The following is a 17,048-nucleotide window of genomic DNA, read 5'->3' as shown; positions in this document are numbered from 1 at the left end:
CCGGTTCGCATAGTGGCCGCGGAGGTGGTCGAGATGACCGAACGGCTGAGGGACGCCTATGACGTGGTGGTGGCCGGCGGCGGCGCCGCGGGCCTGAACGGGGCGATGATGCTCGCGCGGTCGCGGCGGTCGGTCGTGGTGCTCGACGCGGGCGCCCCGCGCAACGCGCCCGCCCAGGGCGTGCACGGGCTGCTGGCCCGCGACGGGATGCCGCCGGCCGAGCTGCTGGAGCGCGGCCGGGCCGAGGTCCGCCGCTACGGCGGGCAGGTGGTGGCCGGGACGGTCACCGAGGCTGCGCGCGACGGCGGCGGTTTCACCGTCGGCCTCGCGGACGGGCGGACCGTCCGGGCGCGGCGGCTGCTGGTGACCACCGGCCTGGCCGACGAGCTGCCGGACGTGCCGGGCCTGCGCGAACGCTGGGGCCGGGACGTGCTGCACTGCCCGTACTGCCACGGCTGGGAGGTCCGCGACCAGGCGATCGGCGTGCTGGCGACCGGTCCGATGTCGATGCACCAGGCGTTGCTGTTCCGCCAGCTCAGCGACGACGTCGTGCTCTTCGCGCACACCGCGCCGCGTCCGGCGGGCGAGCAGGCCGAGCAGCTGGCCGCCCGCGGCGTCCGCGTGGTCGACGGAGAGGTGGCCGGCCTGGAAATCGCCGACGACCGGCTCGCGGGCGTCCGGCTGGCCGGCGGCACGGTGGTCGCCCGCGACGCGCTGGTGGTAGCGACCCGGATGACCGCACGCGCCGGATTTCTCGCGGGTCTCGGGTTGCGTCCGGTGGAGCATCCGTCCGGCATGGGCGAGCACGTCCCCGCGGACGCCGTGGGCCGCACCGACGTGCCCGGGGTGTGGGTCGCGGGGAACGTGACGGACCTGTCCGCGCAGGTCGGTGCCGCCGCGGCGGCGGGCGCGATGGCTGGGGCGCAGATCAACGCCGACCTGGTCGCCGAGGAGGCCCGGGACGCGGTCGCGGCGCGCCGGACGCCGTTCTCGGCCGAGTCCGAGGCGCGCGCCGCCGAGGCGGTGATGAGCGACAGCCGCCACGGCCTGTAAGCGGGGCCGAAGCGAGACGGTTGCACGGAAGGCCGCCTCCGTGTCATCTTGGAATGGTTGTTCCAAGATGACACGGAGGCGGGAGCGGATGCCCGACGTCAAGCACTTCGACCCGGACGCGGTGCTGGAGCAGGTGGTGCGGCTGTTCTGGCGGCGCGGCGCCGCGTCCACCGGCATCGCCGAGGTGGTGGCGGAGACGGGGATCAGCCGGTCCAGCCTGTACGCGACGTTCGGCGGCAAGCGCGAGCTGTACCTGGCGGCGCTGCGCGGCTACGTGGAGCGCCATTCGCGGCCGGTGTTCGACCGCCTCGCGGCCGACGGCCGGGGCCTGCCCGCGATCGCCGGCTTCTTCGCGGGGCTGATCACCGCCCGCTGCTCGGGCGAGCACGCCCGCTGGGGATGCATGGTGTCCAACGCGCACGCGAGCCTGGACGGCGCCGAGGACGACGACGTCCGGCGGATCCTGGACGCCCACCACGACGGGTTGTACGCGGCGATGCGCGCCGCCTTGCAGGCCGCCGGCCGGCAGGGCCAGTTGCGTCCCGGCCTGGACGTCGACGGCACCGCGCAGACCCTGGCGCTGCTGGCCTACGGCGTGAACCTGCGCTCGCGGGCGGGCGCGCCGGCCGCCGCCCTGACCGCGTCCGTCGACGCCGCGCTCGCCTCCCTGACCCCCGATGAGGAGAACCGATGACCGAGTTCACCGTGTACGACGAGACCGACGCCCCCGAAGCCGCCCGCCCGCACCTGGAGGCGGCGAAGAGGCGGATGGGGTTCGTCACCACCCTCAACGGGGTGATGGCCGAATCGCCCGAACTGCTGGCCGGATACAACGCGCTGTCGGAGCTGTTCGGCAAGTCGTCGCTGCCCAGGAACGCCAAGCACGTCGTGTGGATCACCGCGAGCGTGCTGAACGGCTGCGCGTACTGCGTGGCGGCCCATTCCACGCTTGCGCTGCGGTCGCGCGTCCCGGCCGAGGTCGTCGAGGCGCTGCGCGGCGGGCGCGCGCTGGACGACCCGGCGCTGGAGGCGGTCCGCGTGTTCACCGGCGCGATGGTCGAGCAGCGCGGATGGGTGGACGACGCGCAGGTCGAGGCGTTCCTGGCCGCCGGGTACACCCGCCGCCACGTCCTGGACATCGTCCTCGGGATCGGGATGAAGACGCTGTCGAACTACACCAACCACATCGCGCACACCCCGCTCGACCCCGCCTGGCAGGACCAGGAATGGACGGCGCCCGCGCCCGCGTGACGCGGCGCCGCACCGGCGGGTGACGCGGCGCCCCGCCGGGTACGCCCGACATCGTCGCGGCCCTGTGCCGAAATGCCGCCGGGGTGTCGAAGCGCCGCCGCCGGCTCCGACGTCCCCGGTGAGAGGCGCCCGGAGCGGGGCGCCGGGCACGAGGGAGAGCGGACATGAAGTACATGATCATGCTGTACGCGTCGCAGCGGGACTACGACGCGATGGCCGGGAACGTCCCGGAAGGCGGCACGGCGTGGACGCCGGAGGACTTCGCCGCGATGGGCGCGTTCATGGAGGCGTTCAACGAGGACCTGGTCGAGTCCGGCGAGTTCGTCGACGCGCAGGCCCTCGCGGCGCCGGTGCACACCCGCCGCTTCCACACCGAGAACGGGGTCCCGGTCGTGACCGACGGCCCGTACCCCGAGACGGCGGAGGTGCTCGCCGGGTACACGATCGTGGAGTGCGCGAGCTTCGACCGGGCGAGCGAGATCGCGGCGCGGCTGGCGGACTGCCCGGGCCCGGCGGACGTGCGGGCCCGCGCGTTCGCCGACCTGCGGCCGCTGGTGGACGGCCGCGCCGACCTGGAGCCGTGACCGACCCCGGATTCGAGGGCCTGCTGCGCCGGCTGGCGCCGCAGGCCCTCGGCGCGGTCGTCCGCCGGTACGGGCATTTCGGCACCGCGGAGGACGCCGTGCAGGAGGCGCTGATCGCGGCGGCGGCGCAGTGGCCGCGCGACGGCGTCCCTGATGATCCGCGCGCCTGGCTGATCCGGGTGGCGTCGCGGAAGCTGACGGACCTGCTGCGCGCCGAGCAGGCGCGGCGCCGCCGCGAGGACGCCGTCGCCGCGTGGGCGCTGCCGGAGGAGTGGCTGTCGCCCGCGGCCGACAGCGTCGCGCCGGACGCCGACGACACGCTCGTGCTGCTGTTCCTGTGCTGCCATCCGGCGCTGCCGCCGGAGGGGCAGATCGCGCTGACGCTCCGGTCGGCCGGCGGGCTGACCACCGCGGAGATCGCCCGCGCGTTCTTCGTGCCGGAGCCGACGATGGCGCAGCGGATCAGCCGCGCCAAGCGCCGGATCCGCGACGGCCGCGTCCCGTTCCGGCTCCCGGACGCGGCCGAGCGGCCCGCGCGGCTCGCCGCCGTCCTGCACGTGCTGTACCTGGTGTTCACCGAGGGGTACGCGAGCACGTCCGGGCCGGGCCTGTACCGCGGGGAGCTGTCGGCGGAGGCGATCCGGCTGGCGCGGATCGTGCACCGGCTGCTGCCGGGCGATCCGGAGGTCGCTGGGCTGCTGGCGCTGATGCTGCTCACCGACGCGCGCCGGCCCGCCCGGACGGCGCCGGACGGGAGCCTGGTCCCGCTCGCCGAGCAGGACCGCGGGCGGTGGGACGCCGCGCGCATCGCCGAGGGCACCGCGCTGATCGACGCGGCGCTCCCCCGCGGCCCGGCGGGCCCGTACCAGCTGCAGGCCGCGATCGCGGCGCTGCACGACGCGGCCGGGTCGGCGGAGGAGACCGACTGGCCGCAGATCGCCGCGCTCTACGACGTGCTGGTGGAGATCTCGGCGAACCCGATGGCGGCGCTCAACCGCGCCGTCGCGGTGGCGATGGCGCGGGGCCCGCGCGCCGGCCTCGCCCTGCTGGACGGCTTGGAAGGGGACGAGCGGATCGGCGGCCACCACCGGCTGCACGCGGTCCGCGCGCACCTGCTGGAGATGTCCGGCGACACCGCCGCCGCGCGCGCGTCCTACCTGGACGCCGCGCGCCGCACGCACAGCCTTCCCGAGCAGCGCTACCTCAACGGCCGGGCCGCGCGTCTCGCGTGAGGTTCACCGCACCGGCATGCTCGGCCGCGTGGCGGCCAGCAGCCGCAGCGCGGTCTGGGACGGGGAGTCCTGCTCGACGGTGTGCGCGATCAGCGCCTGGTCGGGGTCGTCGGGCAGCCGGAGGGTCTCGAAGCCCAGGTCGAGGGTGCCGACGACGGGGTGCCGGTAGAGGTAGCGGCCGTGCGTCTTCTCCTTGAGGCCGTGCTCGGCCCAGATCTCGCGGAACTCGGGGCTGGCCGCCGACAGCTCCTCCACCAGCGCGGCGGCGGCCGGGTCGCCGGGGTGGCGCCCGATGTCCAGCCGCAGGTAGCCGACGGTGTCGGCGGCCTTGCCGCGCCAGTCGGCGTACAGGCTGCGCATGCCCTCGTCGAGGAACACCAGGCGGGCGAAGTTGCGCTCCTCGGGCGGCAGGGCCCCGAAGTCGGTGATCAGCGCGGCGGCCAGGTCGTTCCAGGCCAGCACGTTGGTGTAGCGGCCGACGATGTACACGGGCACGTCGGTGGTCGAGTCCAGCAGGCGCTGCAGCCCGGGCCGGACCCGCTGGGGCTGGAGCTCGGGCGCGCCGGCGGGCTCGGTGTAGGGGCGGGCCAGGCGGTACAGGTGGCCGCGCTCGACGTCGTCGAGCTGCAGGGCGCGGGCGACCGCGTCCAGGACGGCCTCGGAGAAGTGCAGGGTGCGGCCCTGCTCCAGCCGGACGTAGTGGTCGACGCTGACGCCCGCGAGCCGGGCCAGCTCCTCGCGGCGCAGGCCGGGGACGCGGCGCCGGCCGCCGTAGTCGGGCAGTCCCAGTTCCTCGGGCTTCAGCCGGGCCCGGCGTGAGCGCAGGAACTCCCCGAGTTCCGCTCGCCTGTCGAGTGCCATGCACCGATTATCCCGTGCCGTCCCGCCGTGCCGGGCCCGCGGACCCTGGTCACGCGGTGCCTAGGCAACGGCCGCCACTGGGTACGGCCGCGCCCGCTGGCGACAGTGATCACCACGAACTCCCGCAACCGGAGGAGCAAGGGAAATGATCACTACGCGTCCGCTCGGCGGCACCGGCATGGACATCAGCACGGTCGGGTTCGGCTCCTGGGCGGTGTCGGGCCCAGGGTGGCGGTTCACCTGGGGCGACACCGACGACGCCGAGTCCGTCGCGGCGATCCGGCACGCGATCGGCTCGGGCGTCAACTGGATCGACACCGCCGCGGTGTACGGGCTCGGCCACTCCGAGGAACTGGTCGGCAAGGCCATCGCCGGGCTGCCGGAGGGCGAGCGGCCGTTCGTCTTCACCAAGGCGGGCCTGGTCTGGGATCCCGCCGACCCGCAGGCGGCGCCGCGGCGGATCATGAAGCCGGCGAGCGTCCGCCGCGAGGTGGAGGACTCGCTGCGCCGCCTCGGGGTGGAGCGCATCGACCTGTACCAGGTGCACTACCCCGACACCGGCGAGTCGCTGGAGTACGCCGGCGACGGCCACGGGGCGGTGTCGCCGAACGCGACGCCGCTGGAGGAGTACTGGCAGGTGATGGCCGATCTGAAGGCCGAGGGGAAGGTCCGGGCGATCGGGCTGTCCAACCACTCCCCCGACCTGCTGGACCGGGCCGAGAAGGTCGCGCACGTGGACGCGGTCCAGCCGCCGTTCTCGGCGATCAACCGGTCCGCGGCCGCCGAGGTCGCGTGGGCGCGCGAGCACGGCGCCGGCGTGATCGCGTACTCGCCGCTCCAGTCGGGGCTGCTGACCGGCGCGTTCTCGGCCGAGCGGGTCGCGTCGCTGCCCGCCGACGACTGGCGCACCGCGCACCGCGATTTCACCACCGGGCTGGCGGCGAACCTGCGGCTGGCGGGCGCGCTGCGGCCGGTCGCGGAGCGGCACGGCACGACGGTCGCCGAGGTGGCGATCGCGTGGGTGCTGGCCTGGCCCGGCGTCACCGGAGCGATCGTCGGAGCCCGCCGGCCGGAGCAGGTGGACGGCTGGATCGGCGCAGGGTCCGTCCAGCTGACGGCCGCCGACCTGGACGAGATCGCCGCGGCGATCACCGCGTCCGGCGCGGGAAGCGGCCCCGCCCGTCCCTGACCTCACCACACCCACACCTTCAAGAAGGAGAAACGCCATGTCGCTGACCGTCGTCGCCGAATGCCTCGCCTCGCCCGGCCAGGAGGACCGGCTCCGCACCGCCCTGGAGGCGATGATCGAACCGTCGCTGGACGAACCGGGGTGCCTGGCCTACCGCCCCTACGCCGACCCGAACCGCCCGGCCCGGATGGTGGTCGTCGAGGAGTGGACGAGCCCCGCCGCGCTGGACGAGCACTTCGCCACGCCGCACTTCCGGCACGTCGAGCAGGTGCTCGGGGAGATCCTCGCCGAGCCGATGACGATCCGGCGGCTCGTCCCGGCCCCCTGACGGCCCCGCGGCGCCCGCGCCGGTCAGGTCACCAGCGGGCCGGCGCGGGCGGCGGCGCGAACGCGCGCGGTGCGGCCGCCGTTAGTCTCGCCGTCGGGCGGAAAGAAGTGGGACGAGGGGGGACTATTCATGCCGCAGGGTTCGCATGCCACGATCAGGGAGTTCACCGTCACCGATCCCCAAGCGGGGCCATACGGAATAACCACCGGTCCGGACGGGGCCCTGTGGTTCACGCTGGTACATCAAGGACGGATCGGGCGCATCACCCCGGGCGGCACGGCGGAGTTCCATCCCGCCGACCCCGTCGAAGCGGGCCCGATGAACATCACCGCGGGCCCCGACGGCGCGCTGTGGTTCACCGGCTTGCGCGGCGACCGCGTCGGCCGGATCGACACCGGCGGACGGGTCACGCTGTTCGACGTCCCCGCCGGCGGCCCCTGCGGCATCGCCGCCGGACCGGACGGCGCGCTCTGGTTCACCCTCATGCGCACCGACCGGATCGGCCGCATCACCCCCGCCGGGGAGGTCACCGAGTTCCCGCTGCCGGTGCCGGGCGGCATGCCGTCCATGATCACCGCGGGACCGGACGGCGCGCTGTGGTTCACCCTCAACCAGGGCAACGCGGTCGGGCGGATCGCGCCCGGCGGCGACGTCGCCGTGCACGCCCTGCCGACCGAGGGCGCCGCGCCGGTCGGGATCACCGCCGGGCCGGACGGCGCGCTGTGGTTCGCCGCGATCGGCACCGGGCACATCGGCCGGATCACCACCGACGGGAAGGTCACCGAGTTCCCGCTGCCCGACCGGGCGGCGCGCCCGCACGCGATCGTCACCGGCCCCGACGAGGCGCTGTGGTTCACGGAGTGGGGCACCGCGCACGTCGGCCGCATCACCCCCGAGGGCCGCATCGACGAGCATCCGCTGCCGAGCCCCGGCTGCGAGCCGCACGGCATCGCGCTCGGCCCGGACGGCGCCCTGTGGGTCGCCCTGGAGACCGGCGCGCTCGCCCAGGTCGTGCCCGGCTGACGCACCACCGCCCGATGGTTCCAGCGCGGGCGAAACGTCCGCGGGTCACCGTGGACGCATGAGATCGCCGACCGACACCACCGCCCACGACGGCACCACGAGCACCGAGCCCGTACCGCACCCGCGCCGCGGCGCGATGCTCGCGATCCTGTGCGCCGGGATGTTCCTGGTGCTGCTGGACGTGACGATCGTCAACGTCGCGCTCCCCGGCATCGGCCGCGCGCTCGGCACCGGGCTGCCCGGCCTGCAGGGCGTCGTCGACGGGTACGCCGTCGCGATCGCCGGGCTGCTGCTCGGCGGCGGCGCGCTCGGCGACCGGATCGGGCACCGCCGGATGCTGCTGGTCGGCCTCGGGCTGTTCGGGCTGGCGTCGCTGGCCTGCGGCACCGCGTCCGGCCCGGGGCCGCTGATCGCGGCGCGGGTCGTCCAGGGCGCGGGGGCGGCGCTGCTGCTGCCCGGCAGCCTCGCGGTCATCACCGCGGCCTATCCGGGCCGCGCCGAGCAGGCCCGCGCGCTCGGGGTGTGGGCGGGCATCTCCTCCACGGCGCTGCCCGCCGGGCCGCTGCTGGGCGGCGCGCTGGTCGACTCCGCCGGCTGGCGGTGGATCTTCCTGCTGAACGTGCCGATCGTCGCCGCCGCGATCGCGGGGATCCTCGCCGTCGTCCGCGAGCCGCACCGGGACCGTCCGGAGGGCGGGCGGCCGCCGCTGGACCGGGCCGGGATGGCGCTGGCGCCGCTGACCCTCGGCGGGCTGGTGTGGACGGTCATCGCCGCCGGCCACGGCCACGGCGAGGAGGCGGCCGTGACGGCGGCCCTCACGATCGCCGCGGCGGCCGCGTTCGTGCTGGCCGAGCGCCGCGCGGCGGCGCCGATGGTGCCGGGCGGGCTGCTGCGCGCCCCCGCGTTCCTCGGCGCCAACGGCATCGCGCTGGCGATGAACCTGGTCACCAACGGCGTCCTGTTCGTCGCGACGCTGAAGCTGCAGCAGGGCGAGCACCACTCGGCGTTCACCGCCGGGGTACTGCTGCTGCCGATGGCGGTGCCGCTGGCGCTGCTCGCGCCGGTCAGCGGCCGGCTCACCGCCCGGTTCGGCACCCGCCTCCCGCTCGGCGCGGGCACCGCGCTGGCCGCCGCCGGATGCCTCAGCCTGCTGCGGGTCGGCGCCGGCGGGTCCTACCGGGTGCTCCTGCCGACGCTGCTGGCCATCGGGATCGGCGACGGCCTGATCGTGACGGCGGTGGTCGCGGCGGCGATGCGCGCCGTCCCGCCCGCGCACGCCGGGCTGGCCGGCGGGTTCAACAACACGGCCCGGCAGGTCGGCACAGCCCTCGGTGTCGCGGTGTACGGGGCGGTCGCCGGCCCGGCGCTCGACGCGGCGCACTTCACCGCGGGGGTCCACGCGCTGGCGTGGGTCAGCGCCGGGCTGTGGCTCGCCGCGTTCGCGCTCACCCGGATCGTCCCGAACCGCTGAAATTCGGTTGGCACGGCCGGGCCGGTTCGTTAGAACGGTCGGCATGCTCCGCAAATACCCCCGCACCCGGCACATCGAGGGCTCCCGGCTGCAGCCGGGAGACCACGACCTGGCCGCGCGGCCGTTCTCGGCGATCGCCGGACGGTACCTGGTGGTGGAGGAGAAGCTGGACGGCGCCAACTGCGGCATCAGCTTCTCCTCCGACGGGGACCTGCGGTTGCAGAGCCGCGGCCACTACCTGACCGGCGGGCCCCGCGAGCGGCAGTTCGGGCCGCTGAAGGCGTGGGCCGCGTCCGTCCAGCACGTCCTGCGGGAACGCCTCGGCGACCGGTACGTGATGTACGGGGAATGGCTGTACGCCAAGCACACCGTCTTCTACGACGCGCTCCCCCACTACTTCTGCGAGTTCGACGTCCTCGACCAGCGCGACGGGACGTTCCTGTCGACCGCGCGGCGCCGCGAGCTGCTGGCCGGGACGCCGGTGGTGTCGGTGCCCGTCCTGCACGAGGGGACGCTCCCGGACCTGGCGGCGCTGACGGCGTTCGTCGGCCCGTCCACCTGCCGGACCCCCGCCTGGCGGGACGCGCTGCGCGCGGCGGCGCGGGCGGGCGGCGCCGACCCGGACCGGGTCGCCGCCGAGACCGACAAGTCCGACGAGATGGAAGGCCTCTACATCAAGGTGGAGGAGGACGGGGAGACGGTCGACCGCTACAAGTGGGTCCGGCCGAGCTTCCTGACCGCGATCCTGGATTCGGGGACGCACTGGCAGGAGCGTCCGATCGTCGCCAACGGCCTGGCCGACCCGGAGGTGCTGTATGCGGGTGTTCGCTGACCTGTGCCCGGCACCGCCGCACTGGGACCTGCGCTGGGACGACATCCGCGAGGCGTTCGGGTGGGTGCGTGAGATGGCGGGCGTCCCGCAGGACGCGGTGTTCCACGGCGAGGGCGACGTCGAGGTCCACACCCGGATGGCGTGCGAGGCGCTCGCGGCGCTGCCGCAGTGGCGGGCCCGTCCGGCCGACGAGCGGGTGCGGCTGTTCGCGACGGTGCTGATGCACGACATCGCCAAGCCGCACTGCACCCGCGTCGAGGACGACGGCCGCATCACCGCGCGCGGCCATTCGCGCCGCGGCGACCTGATGGTGCGGCGCATCCTGTGGGAGATGGGCGCGCCGGTCGCCTGGCGCGAGCACGTCGCCGCGCTGATCCGCCACCACCAGGTGCCGTTCTGGGCGCTGGAGCGCCCCGACCTGCAGAAGATCGCCTTCCGGGTGAGCCTGCTGGCCCGCAACGACGACCTGGTGCTGCTGGCGTCGGCCGACATCCTCGGCCGGATCTGCCCCGACACCGACGAACTGCTCGACAACGTCTCCCTGTACGGGGAGTACTGCGCCGAGCAGCGGTGCCTGGACGTGCCGCGCGCGTTCCCGTCCGACCACGCGCGGTTCTGGTACTTCCGCAAGGACGACCGCGATCCCGACTACGCCGCCTACGACGACACGCGCTGCACGGTGACGGTGGTGTCGGGACTGCCGGGGGTCGGCAAGGACCACTGGATCGCCGCGAACCGCCCGGACCTGCCGGTGGTGAGCCTGGACCGGCTGCGCGCGGAGATGGGCGTGTCCCCCGCCGGGGACCAGCACGCGGTCGCCGCCGCGGCGCACGACCTGGCCCGCGAGCACCTGCGCGCCGGACGGTCGTTCGTGTGGAACGCCACGAACGTGTCGCGGACGCAGCGCGAGCAGTGCACCGGCCTCATCGCCGGCTACCGCGGACGGGTGGAGCTGGTCGCGCTGGAGGCGCCGCCGGCGGTGCTGCGCGACCGCAACCGCGGCCGGGCCGCTCCCGTGCCGGACGCGGTGATCGACCGGCTCGTCCGCCGCTGGGAGACGCCCGACCCGACCGAGGGCCACCGCGTCGACTGGGTCAGCACCGCCTGACGCCATTCGGCACGGCCTGACCAATAGAGTCCTCGGGTGCGCTTGTATCTGTCGTCCTTCCGGATGGGCGGGCATGCCGACCGGCTGCTCGCCCTGCTGCGGGCACCGGCCGGGGCCGAGGCCGCGGTGATCGCCAACGCTCTGGACGCGGAGTCCGAGGACGACCGGCGGGCCGGGGTCAACAGCGAGGCCGCCGCGCTGACCGCGCTGGGGCTGCGCCCGACGGAGGTCGACCTGCGGCGGTACTTCGGCCGTCCCGCCCGCGACGTCGCCGCGGAGCTGGCGCGCTTCCCGCTGGTGTGGGCGCGGGGCGGCAACGCGTTCGTGCTGCGCCACGCGCTGGCCCGCAGCGGCGCCGACGCCGCGCTCACCGGCCTGCTCGGCCGCGACGCGCTCGTCTACGCCGGGTACAGCGCGGGCGGCTGCGTGCTGGCGCCGAGCCTGCGCGGCCTGGAGGCGTGCGACGACCCGGACGCGGTGACCCGCGTCCACGGGGAGCCGCCGGTCTGGGACGGCCTGGGCGTCCTCGACCACGCGCTCGTCCCCCACGTCGACTCCCCCGGGCATCCGGAGTCGGAGGTCTTGACTGGCGTCGCCGCCCGCTACCGCGGCGAGGGCGTCCCTCATCGGGCGCTGCGCGACGGCCAGGTCCTGGTGGTCGACGGCCCGCAGACCGCGATCCTCTGAAGCCTGCGACAGGGGCCGCCGGGCGTTGCCGGCGGCCCCTTCGCTCAGTGCCGGGTGCGGTGGGCGTGCAGATGGCGGGCGGTCGTGGCGTGCGGTGCGGGGCTCGCCGTCGCCACACCGGCCGCCGCAGGACCGGCGCCGAAGATCCCGGTGAACAGGTCGGTGCTGTTGACGGCGGGTCCGGTGTCGTTGGTCTCGATCACCGCGGGCTGGAACCGGTGCCCGGCTGCCGCGACGCTCTCGTAGTCGCCGAGGAAGTGGCCCCATCCGGCGTACGGCGCCTTCAGCCAGTCGAAGACGCGGGAGATGCGGCGTTCGGACGGGCGGTTCTCACCACCGCGCGGGAAGGTGAGGTACCACATGGCGGTCGGCAGCGTGGCGGTGTTGCCCGGTTGCAGATAGCGCAGGTCGACGTAGGTGATGGCGACCGTCCCGCGGTCGTTCACCGCGATGGACGGGGTGAACGCGGGCGCCGCCGGCGCCTGGTTGACGCGCACCGGAGCCGACCAGGTGCGGCCCCCGTCGGTGGAGTGGACGAGCTGGATCTGGTCGTAGGAGCCGGTGGGGTCGGCGCCCTCGAACGTCGCGTACAGCTCGCCCGTCTGCGGGTCGACGGCGGCGCTGATCAGGTTGGCGCCGCCGCGCAGCGCCTTGGACGGGTCGTCGGGCGCGTTGGGGTCGACCTCCGGCACGGAGGTGTCGGGCGCGACCGTGACGGGCTTGCTCCACGTCCGGCCCTGGTCCTTGGAGGTGACGACGGCGAAGTGCAGGTCGACCGGCTGGGTGGCGTCGACGTCGCTGTAGGTCTGCCACTCGAAGAAGTCGTACAGCACGTCGCGGCGGGCGTCGGCGACGATGACGTTGCCGATGGTCTGGGAGTTGGGGACGACGCTCGTGTCCACGAACGGGTGCGCGGGCGTCCAGGTGCGGCCGTGGTCGCGGGTGATGGCGATGTAGGAGGGCCCTGTGAAGTGGGCGCCGGGTCCCGTGGTGACCTGGTCGAGGCGGTCCCACACCTGGTAGGCGGTGCCGGGGTGGCGCGGGTCGGCGGTGACGGAGTTCTTGTCGTCGACGATGGACGGGTCGGTGTCGTCGATGAGCTGGGTGGTGCGGGTCCAGGTGCGCCCGCCGTCGAAGGAGGTGGCGGCGCCGACGCCGTTGCGGGCCGTGGACACGTCGAAGTCCAGGCCGCTGGCGTAGGCGACGCCGTCGGGGCCGAAGTCCACCCAGGCGTCGGAGGCGCGTTCGTAGTTCAGGCCGCCGGGCGCGCACTTGCTGAACGGCAGCGTGGTCTTGGTGAAGTGCCGCCCGTCGCCGCTGTAGGAGGCGGCGATGCCCTTGGCGCCGCCGTCGGACCAGCGGTCCTGCTGGTAGACGGCGATGACGCGGCCGGGGCGGTGCCGGTCGGCGGCGATCCAGGGTTCCACCTCGGAGCCCGGATAGACCGTCCCGTCCGGGCTGGCGCCGACCGTGCAGGCCGCATAGGGGTCGCCGGGCGAGATCGGGTGGACGGGCTGCGCGGCCGGGCCGGGCGCCGCGTGGGCGGCGGGTGCGGTGGCGAGCGCGGAGCCGAGCAGCAACGCGGCCGCGGCCGCGATCGTCGTGCGGGTCCTCATCGGAGAGAGCTCCTCGGGGGGTCAGTGGAGCCGGACGGCGGTGGTGAAGATCTGCTCGTCGTTGGCGACCGAGGCGTTGGACGCCGCGGCGGTGCACAGCGCCGGCGGGTGGCCGGGCGTGCCGGTGCCCGGGCACAGGAACAGCGCCGCGGCGCGGGTGTCGGACCAGGCCGGGTAGGCGGTCGTGGCGGTCGCGTCGAGCATGATGTAGTCGCCGTAGAACTGGCCGTTGAACTGCGACGGCGGCGGCATGCTGGAGGAGGTGGCGCGCGTGGTGGTGAAGTGCGTCAGGTCCTTGGTGGCGGCCACGGTGATGTCGGAGAAGCCGGTCGCCTCGTCCGAGCCGTACTGCCGGTCGTTGTAGGCGGTGACCAGTTCCCCGCGCGGGTTGAACACCGTCCCCTGCCAGTACTGGTCGGTGCGGGCCTGCGCGGCGCCGGAGCCGACGAGCGGCAACTTGCGGACGTCGGTGGTGGTGCCGGTGAAGGTGGCCGCGCCGTCGGTGGACGACGACAGCACGACGCCGTTGTTGCAGCCGCCGGTCTTCACGCCGGTGTAGAGGGCGCCGAGTCCCTCGTCAGCGGGGGTGAGCCCGGCGGGGGTGCAGCCGCTGCCCTCGTTGGAGTCGCGGTTGAGGTAGGAGCCGGTGGTCACCACGACCCGCTTGGGGTCGGCGGGGTCGACGGCGATGTTCGGGTAGTTGGTCGCCCGGAAGATCGAGTTCGTGCTCGTGCCCTTCTCCGGCACGCAGGCGCGCCCGGGGTCCTTGCCCTCGCCCTGGTAGGTGTCGCAGTCGGGCAGCTCGTAGTAGTCGGCGGCCTTCACCGGCGCCGAGAACGTCGCCCCGCCGTCCTTGGACGCGGCGACCAGGACCTGGAAGCGGTTGTCGGAGCCGGTCTCGGCGACGTTGTAGTTCGCCCACGCGACGTACAGGGTGCCGTCGGGCGCGGTGACGGGCTGGGAGAACTGGTTGTTGTTGCACCGGCCGTGCGGGGTCGGGATCCCGTCGGGCTGCGCGCACAGCGCCGAGTCGGAGCTGATCAGCACGGGGGCGCTGAAGTGCTCGCCGTAGTCGGCGGAGTAGGCGCCGTAGATGTAGCCGGTGCCGTCGGCGGCGAACGTCGTCCAGGTGACGTAGACGCGGTCGCGGTAGGGGCTGCGAGCGTGCGCGTCCACCGTCATGAGCTGCTTGTCGAGCAGGAAGTTCCCGGCGCCGGCGGTGTCGTCGTGCTCGGCGACGGGCCGTCCGGGGAAGTTGAACGACGCGCCGGCGTTGCCGGTCGAGCGGTACACGTAGAAGCCGCTGGACTGGTCGGCGTCGGGCGAGACGGCGTTGCCGCGCTTGAACTCCTGGCAGGACAGGTAGGCGTTGCCGCGGCTGTCCCAGGCGACGGAGGTGTCGCCGCCGCTCTGGAAGTACTCGCGGGGCTTGCCGCCGAACGCGGCGCCGGACACGAATCCGTTGGGCGCGGTGGTGTCGGACCAGGTGCGGCCGCCGTCCGCCGACCGCGTCACCCCGCAGGTCCCGTCGCCGCGGCGGTAGTCGTTGTAGCTGGCCAGCAGGTGGCGGGGGTCGTTCGGGTCGGCGGCGATCCACGTCTCGTTCTGGGCCTGCCCGCGTCCGGCGAGGGGCTGGTCGGTGACGGTGAGGCAGTCCTGGTCGACCTTGACGTTCGCGCCGTGCCGGCCGCCGCAGGGCGGGGCGGACGCGGGCCGGGCGCCGGTGACCGCGCGCGCCGCGGCCCTCGGGCCGAGCGCCTCGGCCAGCGCGCCGGAGACGTGCCGTTTCTGGATCGCGGTGAGCCGGTCGTAGCCGAACCCCTCGGCGTGCGCTCCGGGCGCCGTCGCGCTCAGCGCGGTGAGCAGGAGCGTCCCTGCCGCCGCCGAGCCCAGTGTTCTGCGCATCCGCATTGGAACCTCCCTGCAGGCGTCGTCGCCTGGGACAGGGCGCTGGGAGCAACGCCCCGGCGGAACGTAGATCCGCCTCAGCGGGCCCACAAGACCCGGTGGCCGACCCTGGACACGCGCGCCGGGTCCGGATCCGGCCAGCCGGGAACAATGAGGCGAGGTCGATCGTCGTTCGCGCCCGCCCGGTGCCGGTGTGCCGGTCCGGCCGAGGCCATCCGTATCGTGAGCACCGGTCTTGTCATGTGGGACGCCGGAGAGGGAGGCTCGACCCGTGTCCGACCAGGAAACCGGCTCCGGCCCGCAGGACGGCGGGGAACGGGTCGCGCTCGTCACCGGGGCGGGCTCGGGCATCGGCGCCGCCGTCGCGACCGCGCTGCTGGACGCCGGCTGGCGGGTGGCCCTGGCCGGACGCCGCGCCGGAAAGCTCCAGGAGACCGCCGCCCACGCCGGGGGCGCCGCGGACCGGGCGCTGCCCGTCCCCGCCGACGTCACCGACCCCGCGTCCGTCGAGGCGCTGTTCGGCGCCGTCGCCCAGCGGTGGGGCCGGCTGGACCTGCTGGTCAACAACGCCGGGGTGTTCGGGGCGCCGCAGCCGGTCGAGGAGTTCTCCCTCCGGGAATGGCGGGCCGTCCTGGACACCAACCTCACCGGCGCGCTGCTGTGCGCCCAGCAGGCGTTCCGCATGATGAAGGAGCAGGACCCGCAGGGCGGCCGGATCATCAACAACGGGTCGCTGTCCGCGCACACCCCGCGCCCCCTGTCGGCCGCCTACACCGCCAGCAAGCACGCGATCACTGGGCTCACCAAGACGCTGTCGCTGGAGGGCCGCCCGCACCGCATCGCCTGCGGGCAGATCGACGTCGGCAACGCCGCGACGGAGATGACCGGCCGGTTCGGGTCCGGCACCCTGCAGGCCGACGGGTCGGTGAAGCCCGAACCGGTGATGGACGTCCGGCACGTCGCCGACGCCGTGCTGTACATGGCGGGGCTGCCGCTGGAGGCCAACGTCCAGTTCATGACGGTGCTGGCCACCGCGATGCCCTCGTTCGTCGGCCGCGGCTGAGACTCCCCGGCCGCACCCCACGTTTAGGTCCCGAGCAGGGGGAACGGGTCTGCCAGGCTTCGCAAACGACGGCACGCGGAGGGGGCCTGAGGCCATGAGCACCCTGCGGACACACGACGGCCAGAGCGCCGCCGAGATCACCGGGGCGTCCCGGCAGGAGACCGGACGCGCCCCCGAGTTCCTCGACGGGACCAGGCGCGACGCCGGGACGGGCGAGCTCGTCCGGCAGGCGACGCAGCAGGTCTCGGAGCTGATGCGCGCGGAACTGCGGCTCGCCGTGGCGGAACTGAAGGACAAGGGCCGGCACGCCGGCACCGGCGCCGGCATGTTCGGCGGCGCGGCGCTGGTCGGCCTGTTCGGGGCGGCGGTGCTGCTCGCGGCCGCGGTCGCCGCGATCGCGCTGGTGCTGCCGGTGTGGGCGGCCGCCCTCATCATCGGCGGCTTCCTGGTGCTGGTCGCGGGCGTGCTGGGGCTGCTCGGCATGGCGCAGACCAAGCGGGCGACGCCCGCCAAACCCGAACGGGCGATGGACGAGGCGCGCCTGACCGTCCACGACCTGAAGGAGAGGGCGACGCACCGATGACCACCCAGGGCAGGCACGGCGCCGACGCCGGCACCGAGGAGCTGCGCCAGGAGGTCGACCGGGCCCGCCAGGAGCTCGGGGAGACCGTCGAGGCGCTGGCGGCCAAGGCCGACGTCAAGGCGATGGCCCGCGACAAGGCCGACCAGGCCAGGGAGATGGCCCGCGAGCGCGCGCAGCGCGCCCGGCAGGTCGTCGCGTCCCGGCAGGCCCGCACCAGGGCCGCGCAGGGCGGCGCCGCCGTCGCCGCGGCGGGCGCCGT

At 74.7% G+C, this 17,048-nt stretch carries 18 protein-coding genes; 15 read left to right on the top strand and 3 right to left on the bottom strand.

Features of this window, described 5'->3' with window-relative positions:
- Positions 1–33 precede the first annotated feature (33 nt).
- From F9B16_RS23430 to F9B16_RS23410, 5 genes are all read left to right on the top strand, one after another.
- Entirely contained in the window at positions 34–1,053 is a 1,020-nt protein-coding gene (locus F9B16_RS23430) for an NAD(P)/FAD-dependent oxidoreductase (protein WP_151542261.1), read from the top strand.
- A gap of 67 nt (positions 1,054–1,120) precedes the next feature.
- Entirely contained in the window at positions 1,121–1,747 is a 627-nt protein-coding gene (locus F9B16_RS23425; RefSeq protein ID WP_225991884.1) for a TetR/AcrR family transcriptional regulator, read from the top strand.
- Positions 1,744–2,304 carry a carboxymuconolactone decarboxylase family protein gene (locus F9B16_RS23420; RefSeq protein ID WP_151542260.1) on the top strand — a complete coding sequence of 187 codons (561 nt, stop codon included), beginning with the start codon at positions 1,744–1,746 and terminating at the stop codon, positions 2,302–2,304. The genes F9B16_RS23425 and F9B16_RS23420 overlap by 4 nt, the downstream gene beginning before the upstream one ends.
- Before the next feature lie 164 nt (positions 2,305–2,468).
- Positions 2,469–2,888 (top strand): YciI family protein, encoded by a 420-nt coding sequence (locus F9B16_RS23415; protein WP_151542259.1) that lies wholly within the window; start codon positions 2,469–2,471, stop codon positions 2,886–2,888.
- The gene (locus tag F9B16_RS23410; RefSeq protein ID WP_151542258.1) at positions 2,885–4,120 is read left to right on the top strand and encodes an RNA polymerase sigma factor; all 1,236 of its coding nucleotides are present in this window, start codon (positions 2,885–2,887) and stop codon (positions 4,118–4,120) included. The genes F9B16_RS23415 and F9B16_RS23410 overlap by 4 nt, the downstream gene beginning before the upstream one ends.
- A gap of 3 nt (positions 4,121–4,123) precedes the next feature.
- Here F9B16_RS23410 and F9B16_RS23405 read toward each other — a convergent pair whose 3' ends face one another.
- Positions 4,124–4,981, bottom strand: a complete 858-nt coding sequence (locus tag F9B16_RS23405) for a helix-turn-helix transcriptional regulator (RefSeq protein ID WP_151542257.1) — start codon at positions 4,979–4,981, stop codon at positions 4,124–4,126.
- 145 nt (positions 4,982–5,126) lie between these two features.
- Between F9B16_RS23405 and F9B16_RS23400 the strand changes: the two genes are divergently transcribed.
- The 7 genes from F9B16_RS23400 to F9B16_RS23370 all read left to right on the top strand — a co-directional run bounded on the left by F9B16_RS23400 (position 5,127) and on the right by F9B16_RS23370 (position 11,619).
- Positions 5,127–6,170 (top strand): aldo/keto reductase, encoded by a 1,044-nt coding sequence (locus F9B16_RS23400; protein WP_225991883.1) that lies wholly within the window; start codon positions 5,127–5,129, stop codon positions 6,168–6,170.
- Between the two features lie 37 nt (positions 6,171–6,207).
- Positions 6,208–6,498 carry a putative quinol monooxygenase gene (locus F9B16_RS23395; protein WP_151542256.1) on the top strand — a complete coding sequence of 97 codons (291 nt, stop codon included), beginning with the start codon at positions 6,208–6,210 and terminating at the stop codon, positions 6,496–6,498.
- 129 nt (positions 6,499–6,627) lie between these two features.
- Entirely contained in the window at positions 6,628–7,521 is an 894-nt protein-coding gene (locus F9B16_RS23390) for a Vgb family protein (RefSeq protein ID WP_151542255.1), read from the top strand.
- 58 nt (positions 7,522–7,579) lie between these two features.
- Entirely contained in the window at positions 7,580–8,992 is a 1,413-nt protein-coding gene (locus F9B16_RS23385; protein WP_225991882.1) for an MFS transporter, read from the top strand.
- 43 nt (positions 8,993–9,035) lie between these two features.
- On the top strand, positions 9,036–9,824 hold the full coding sequence (locus tag F9B16_RS23380; protein ID WP_151542254.1) for an RNA ligase family protein: 789 nt from the start codon (positions 9,036–9,038) through the stop codon (positions 9,822–9,824).
- Complete coding sequence (locus F9B16_RS23375) at positions 9,808–10,932, top strand: AAA family ATPase (RefSeq protein WP_151542253.1); 1,125 nt, start codon at positions 9,808–9,810, stop codon at positions 10,930–10,932. Before F9B16_RS23380 ends, F9B16_RS23375 begins: the two co-directional genes overlap by 17 nt.
- Before the next feature lie 36 nt (positions 10,933–10,968).
- A complete protein-coding gene (locus tag F9B16_RS23370; protein ID WP_151542252.1) occupies positions 10,969–11,619 on the top strand; it encodes a Type 1 glutamine amidotransferase-like domain-containing protein in 651 nt (216 codons plus the stop codon).
- A gap of 44 nt (positions 11,620–11,663) precedes the next feature.
- Here F9B16_RS23370 and F9B16_RS23365 read toward each other — a convergent pair whose 3' ends face one another.
- Together F9B16_RS23365 and F9B16_RS23360 are read right to left on the bottom strand one after the other, a co-directional pair.
- On the bottom strand, positions 11,664–13,235 hold the full coding sequence (locus F9B16_RS23365) for a sialidase family protein (RefSeq protein WP_192808953.1): 1,572 nt from the start codon (positions 13,233–13,235) through the stop codon (positions 11,664–11,666).
- 21 nt (positions 13,236–13,256) lie between these two features.
- On the bottom strand, positions 13,257–15,140 hold the full coding sequence (locus tag F9B16_RS23360) for a sialidase family protein (RefSeq protein ID WP_225991881.1): 1,884 nt from the start codon (positions 15,138–15,140) through the stop codon (positions 13,257–13,259).
- A gap of 274 nt (positions 15,141–15,414) precedes the next feature.
- Between F9B16_RS23360 and F9B16_RS23355 the strand changes: the two genes are divergently transcribed.
- The 3 genes from F9B16_RS23355 to F9B16_RS23345 form a co-directional block, all read left to right on the top strand.
- Positions 15,415–16,206, top strand: coding sequence for an SDR family oxidoreductase (locus F9B16_RS23355; protein WP_151542250.1), 792 nt, complete (start codon positions 15,415–15,417; stop codon positions 16,204–16,206).
- 94 nt (positions 16,207–16,300) lie between these two features.
- A complete protein-coding gene (locus F9B16_RS23350; protein ID WP_151542249.1) occupies positions 16,301–16,789 on the top strand; it encodes a phage holin family protein in 489 nt (162 codons plus the stop codon).
- On the top strand, positions 16,786–17,048 hold a 263-nt coding region (locus tag F9B16_RS23345), incomplete at its 3' end, for a DUF3618 domain-containing protein (protein WP_151542248.1). The genes F9B16_RS23350 and F9B16_RS23345, both read left to right, overlap by 4 nt.

The sequence above is a fragment of the Actinomadura montaniterrae genome (genome assembly GCF_008923365.1).
Lineage (GTDB): Bacteria > Actinomycetota > Actinomycetes > Streptosporangiales > Streptosporangiaceae > Spirillospora > Spirillospora montaniterrae.
Note: the sequence above shows the minus strand (reverse complement) of the source record. Positions and strands in the feature narration are given on the sequence as shown.

Bases quoted from the DNA above. Each gene is read 5' to 3' on its own strand.
- F9B16_RS23430 (WP_151542261.1), top strand. From the start codon at position 34: ATGACCGAACGGCTGAGGGACGCCTATGACGTGGTGGTGGCCGGCGGC.
- F9B16_RS23425 (WP_225991884.1), top strand. From the start codon at position 1,121: ATGACACGGAGGCGGGAGCGGATGCCCGACGTCAAGCACTTCGACCCG.
- F9B16_RS23420 (WP_151542260.1), top strand. From the start codon at position 1,744: ATGACCGAGTTCACCGTGTACGACGAGACCGACGCCCCCGAAGCCGCC.
- F9B16_RS23415 (WP_151542259.1), top strand. From the start codon at position 2,469: ATGAAGTACATGATCATGCTGTACGCGTCGCAGCGGGACTACGACGCG.
- F9B16_RS23405 (WP_151542257.1), bottom strand. From the start codon at position 4,981: ATGGCACTCGACAGGCGAGCGGAACTCGGGGAGTTCCTGCGCTCACGC.
- F9B16_RS23400 (WP_225991883.1), top strand. From the start codon at position 5,127: ATGATCACTACGCGTCCGCTCGGCGGCACCGGCATGGACATCAGCACG.
- F9B16_RS23395 (WP_151542256.1), top strand. From the start codon at position 6,208: ATGTCGCTGACCGTCGTCGCCGAATGCCTCGCCTCGCCCGGCCAGGAG.
- F9B16_RS23390 (WP_151542255.1), top strand. From the start codon at position 6,628: ATGCCGCAGGGTTCGCATGCCACGATCAGGGAGTTCACCGTCACCGAT.
- F9B16_RS23385 (WP_225991882.1), top strand. From the start codon at position 7,580: ATGAGATCGCCGACCGACACCACCGCCCACGACGGCACCACGAGCACC.
- F9B16_RS23380 (WP_151542254.1), top strand. From the start codon at position 9,036: ATGCTCCGCAAATACCCCCGCACCCGGCACATCGAGGGCTCCCGGCTG.
- F9B16_RS23375 (WP_151542253.1), top strand. From the start codon at position 9,808: ATGCGGGTGTTCGCTGACCTGTGCCCGGCACCGCCGCACTGGGACCTG.
- F9B16_RS23365 (WP_192808953.1), bottom strand. From the start codon at position 13,235: ATGAGGACCCGCACGACGATCGCGGCCGCGGCCGCGTTGCTGCTCGGC.
- F9B16_RS23360 (WP_225991881.1), bottom strand. From the start codon at position 15,140: ATGCGCAGAACACTGGGCTCGGCGGCGGCAGGGACGCTCCTGCTCACC.
- F9B16_RS23350 (WP_151542249.1), top strand. From the start codon at position 16,301: ATGAGCACCCTGCGGACACACGACGGCCAGAGCGCCGCCGAGATCACC.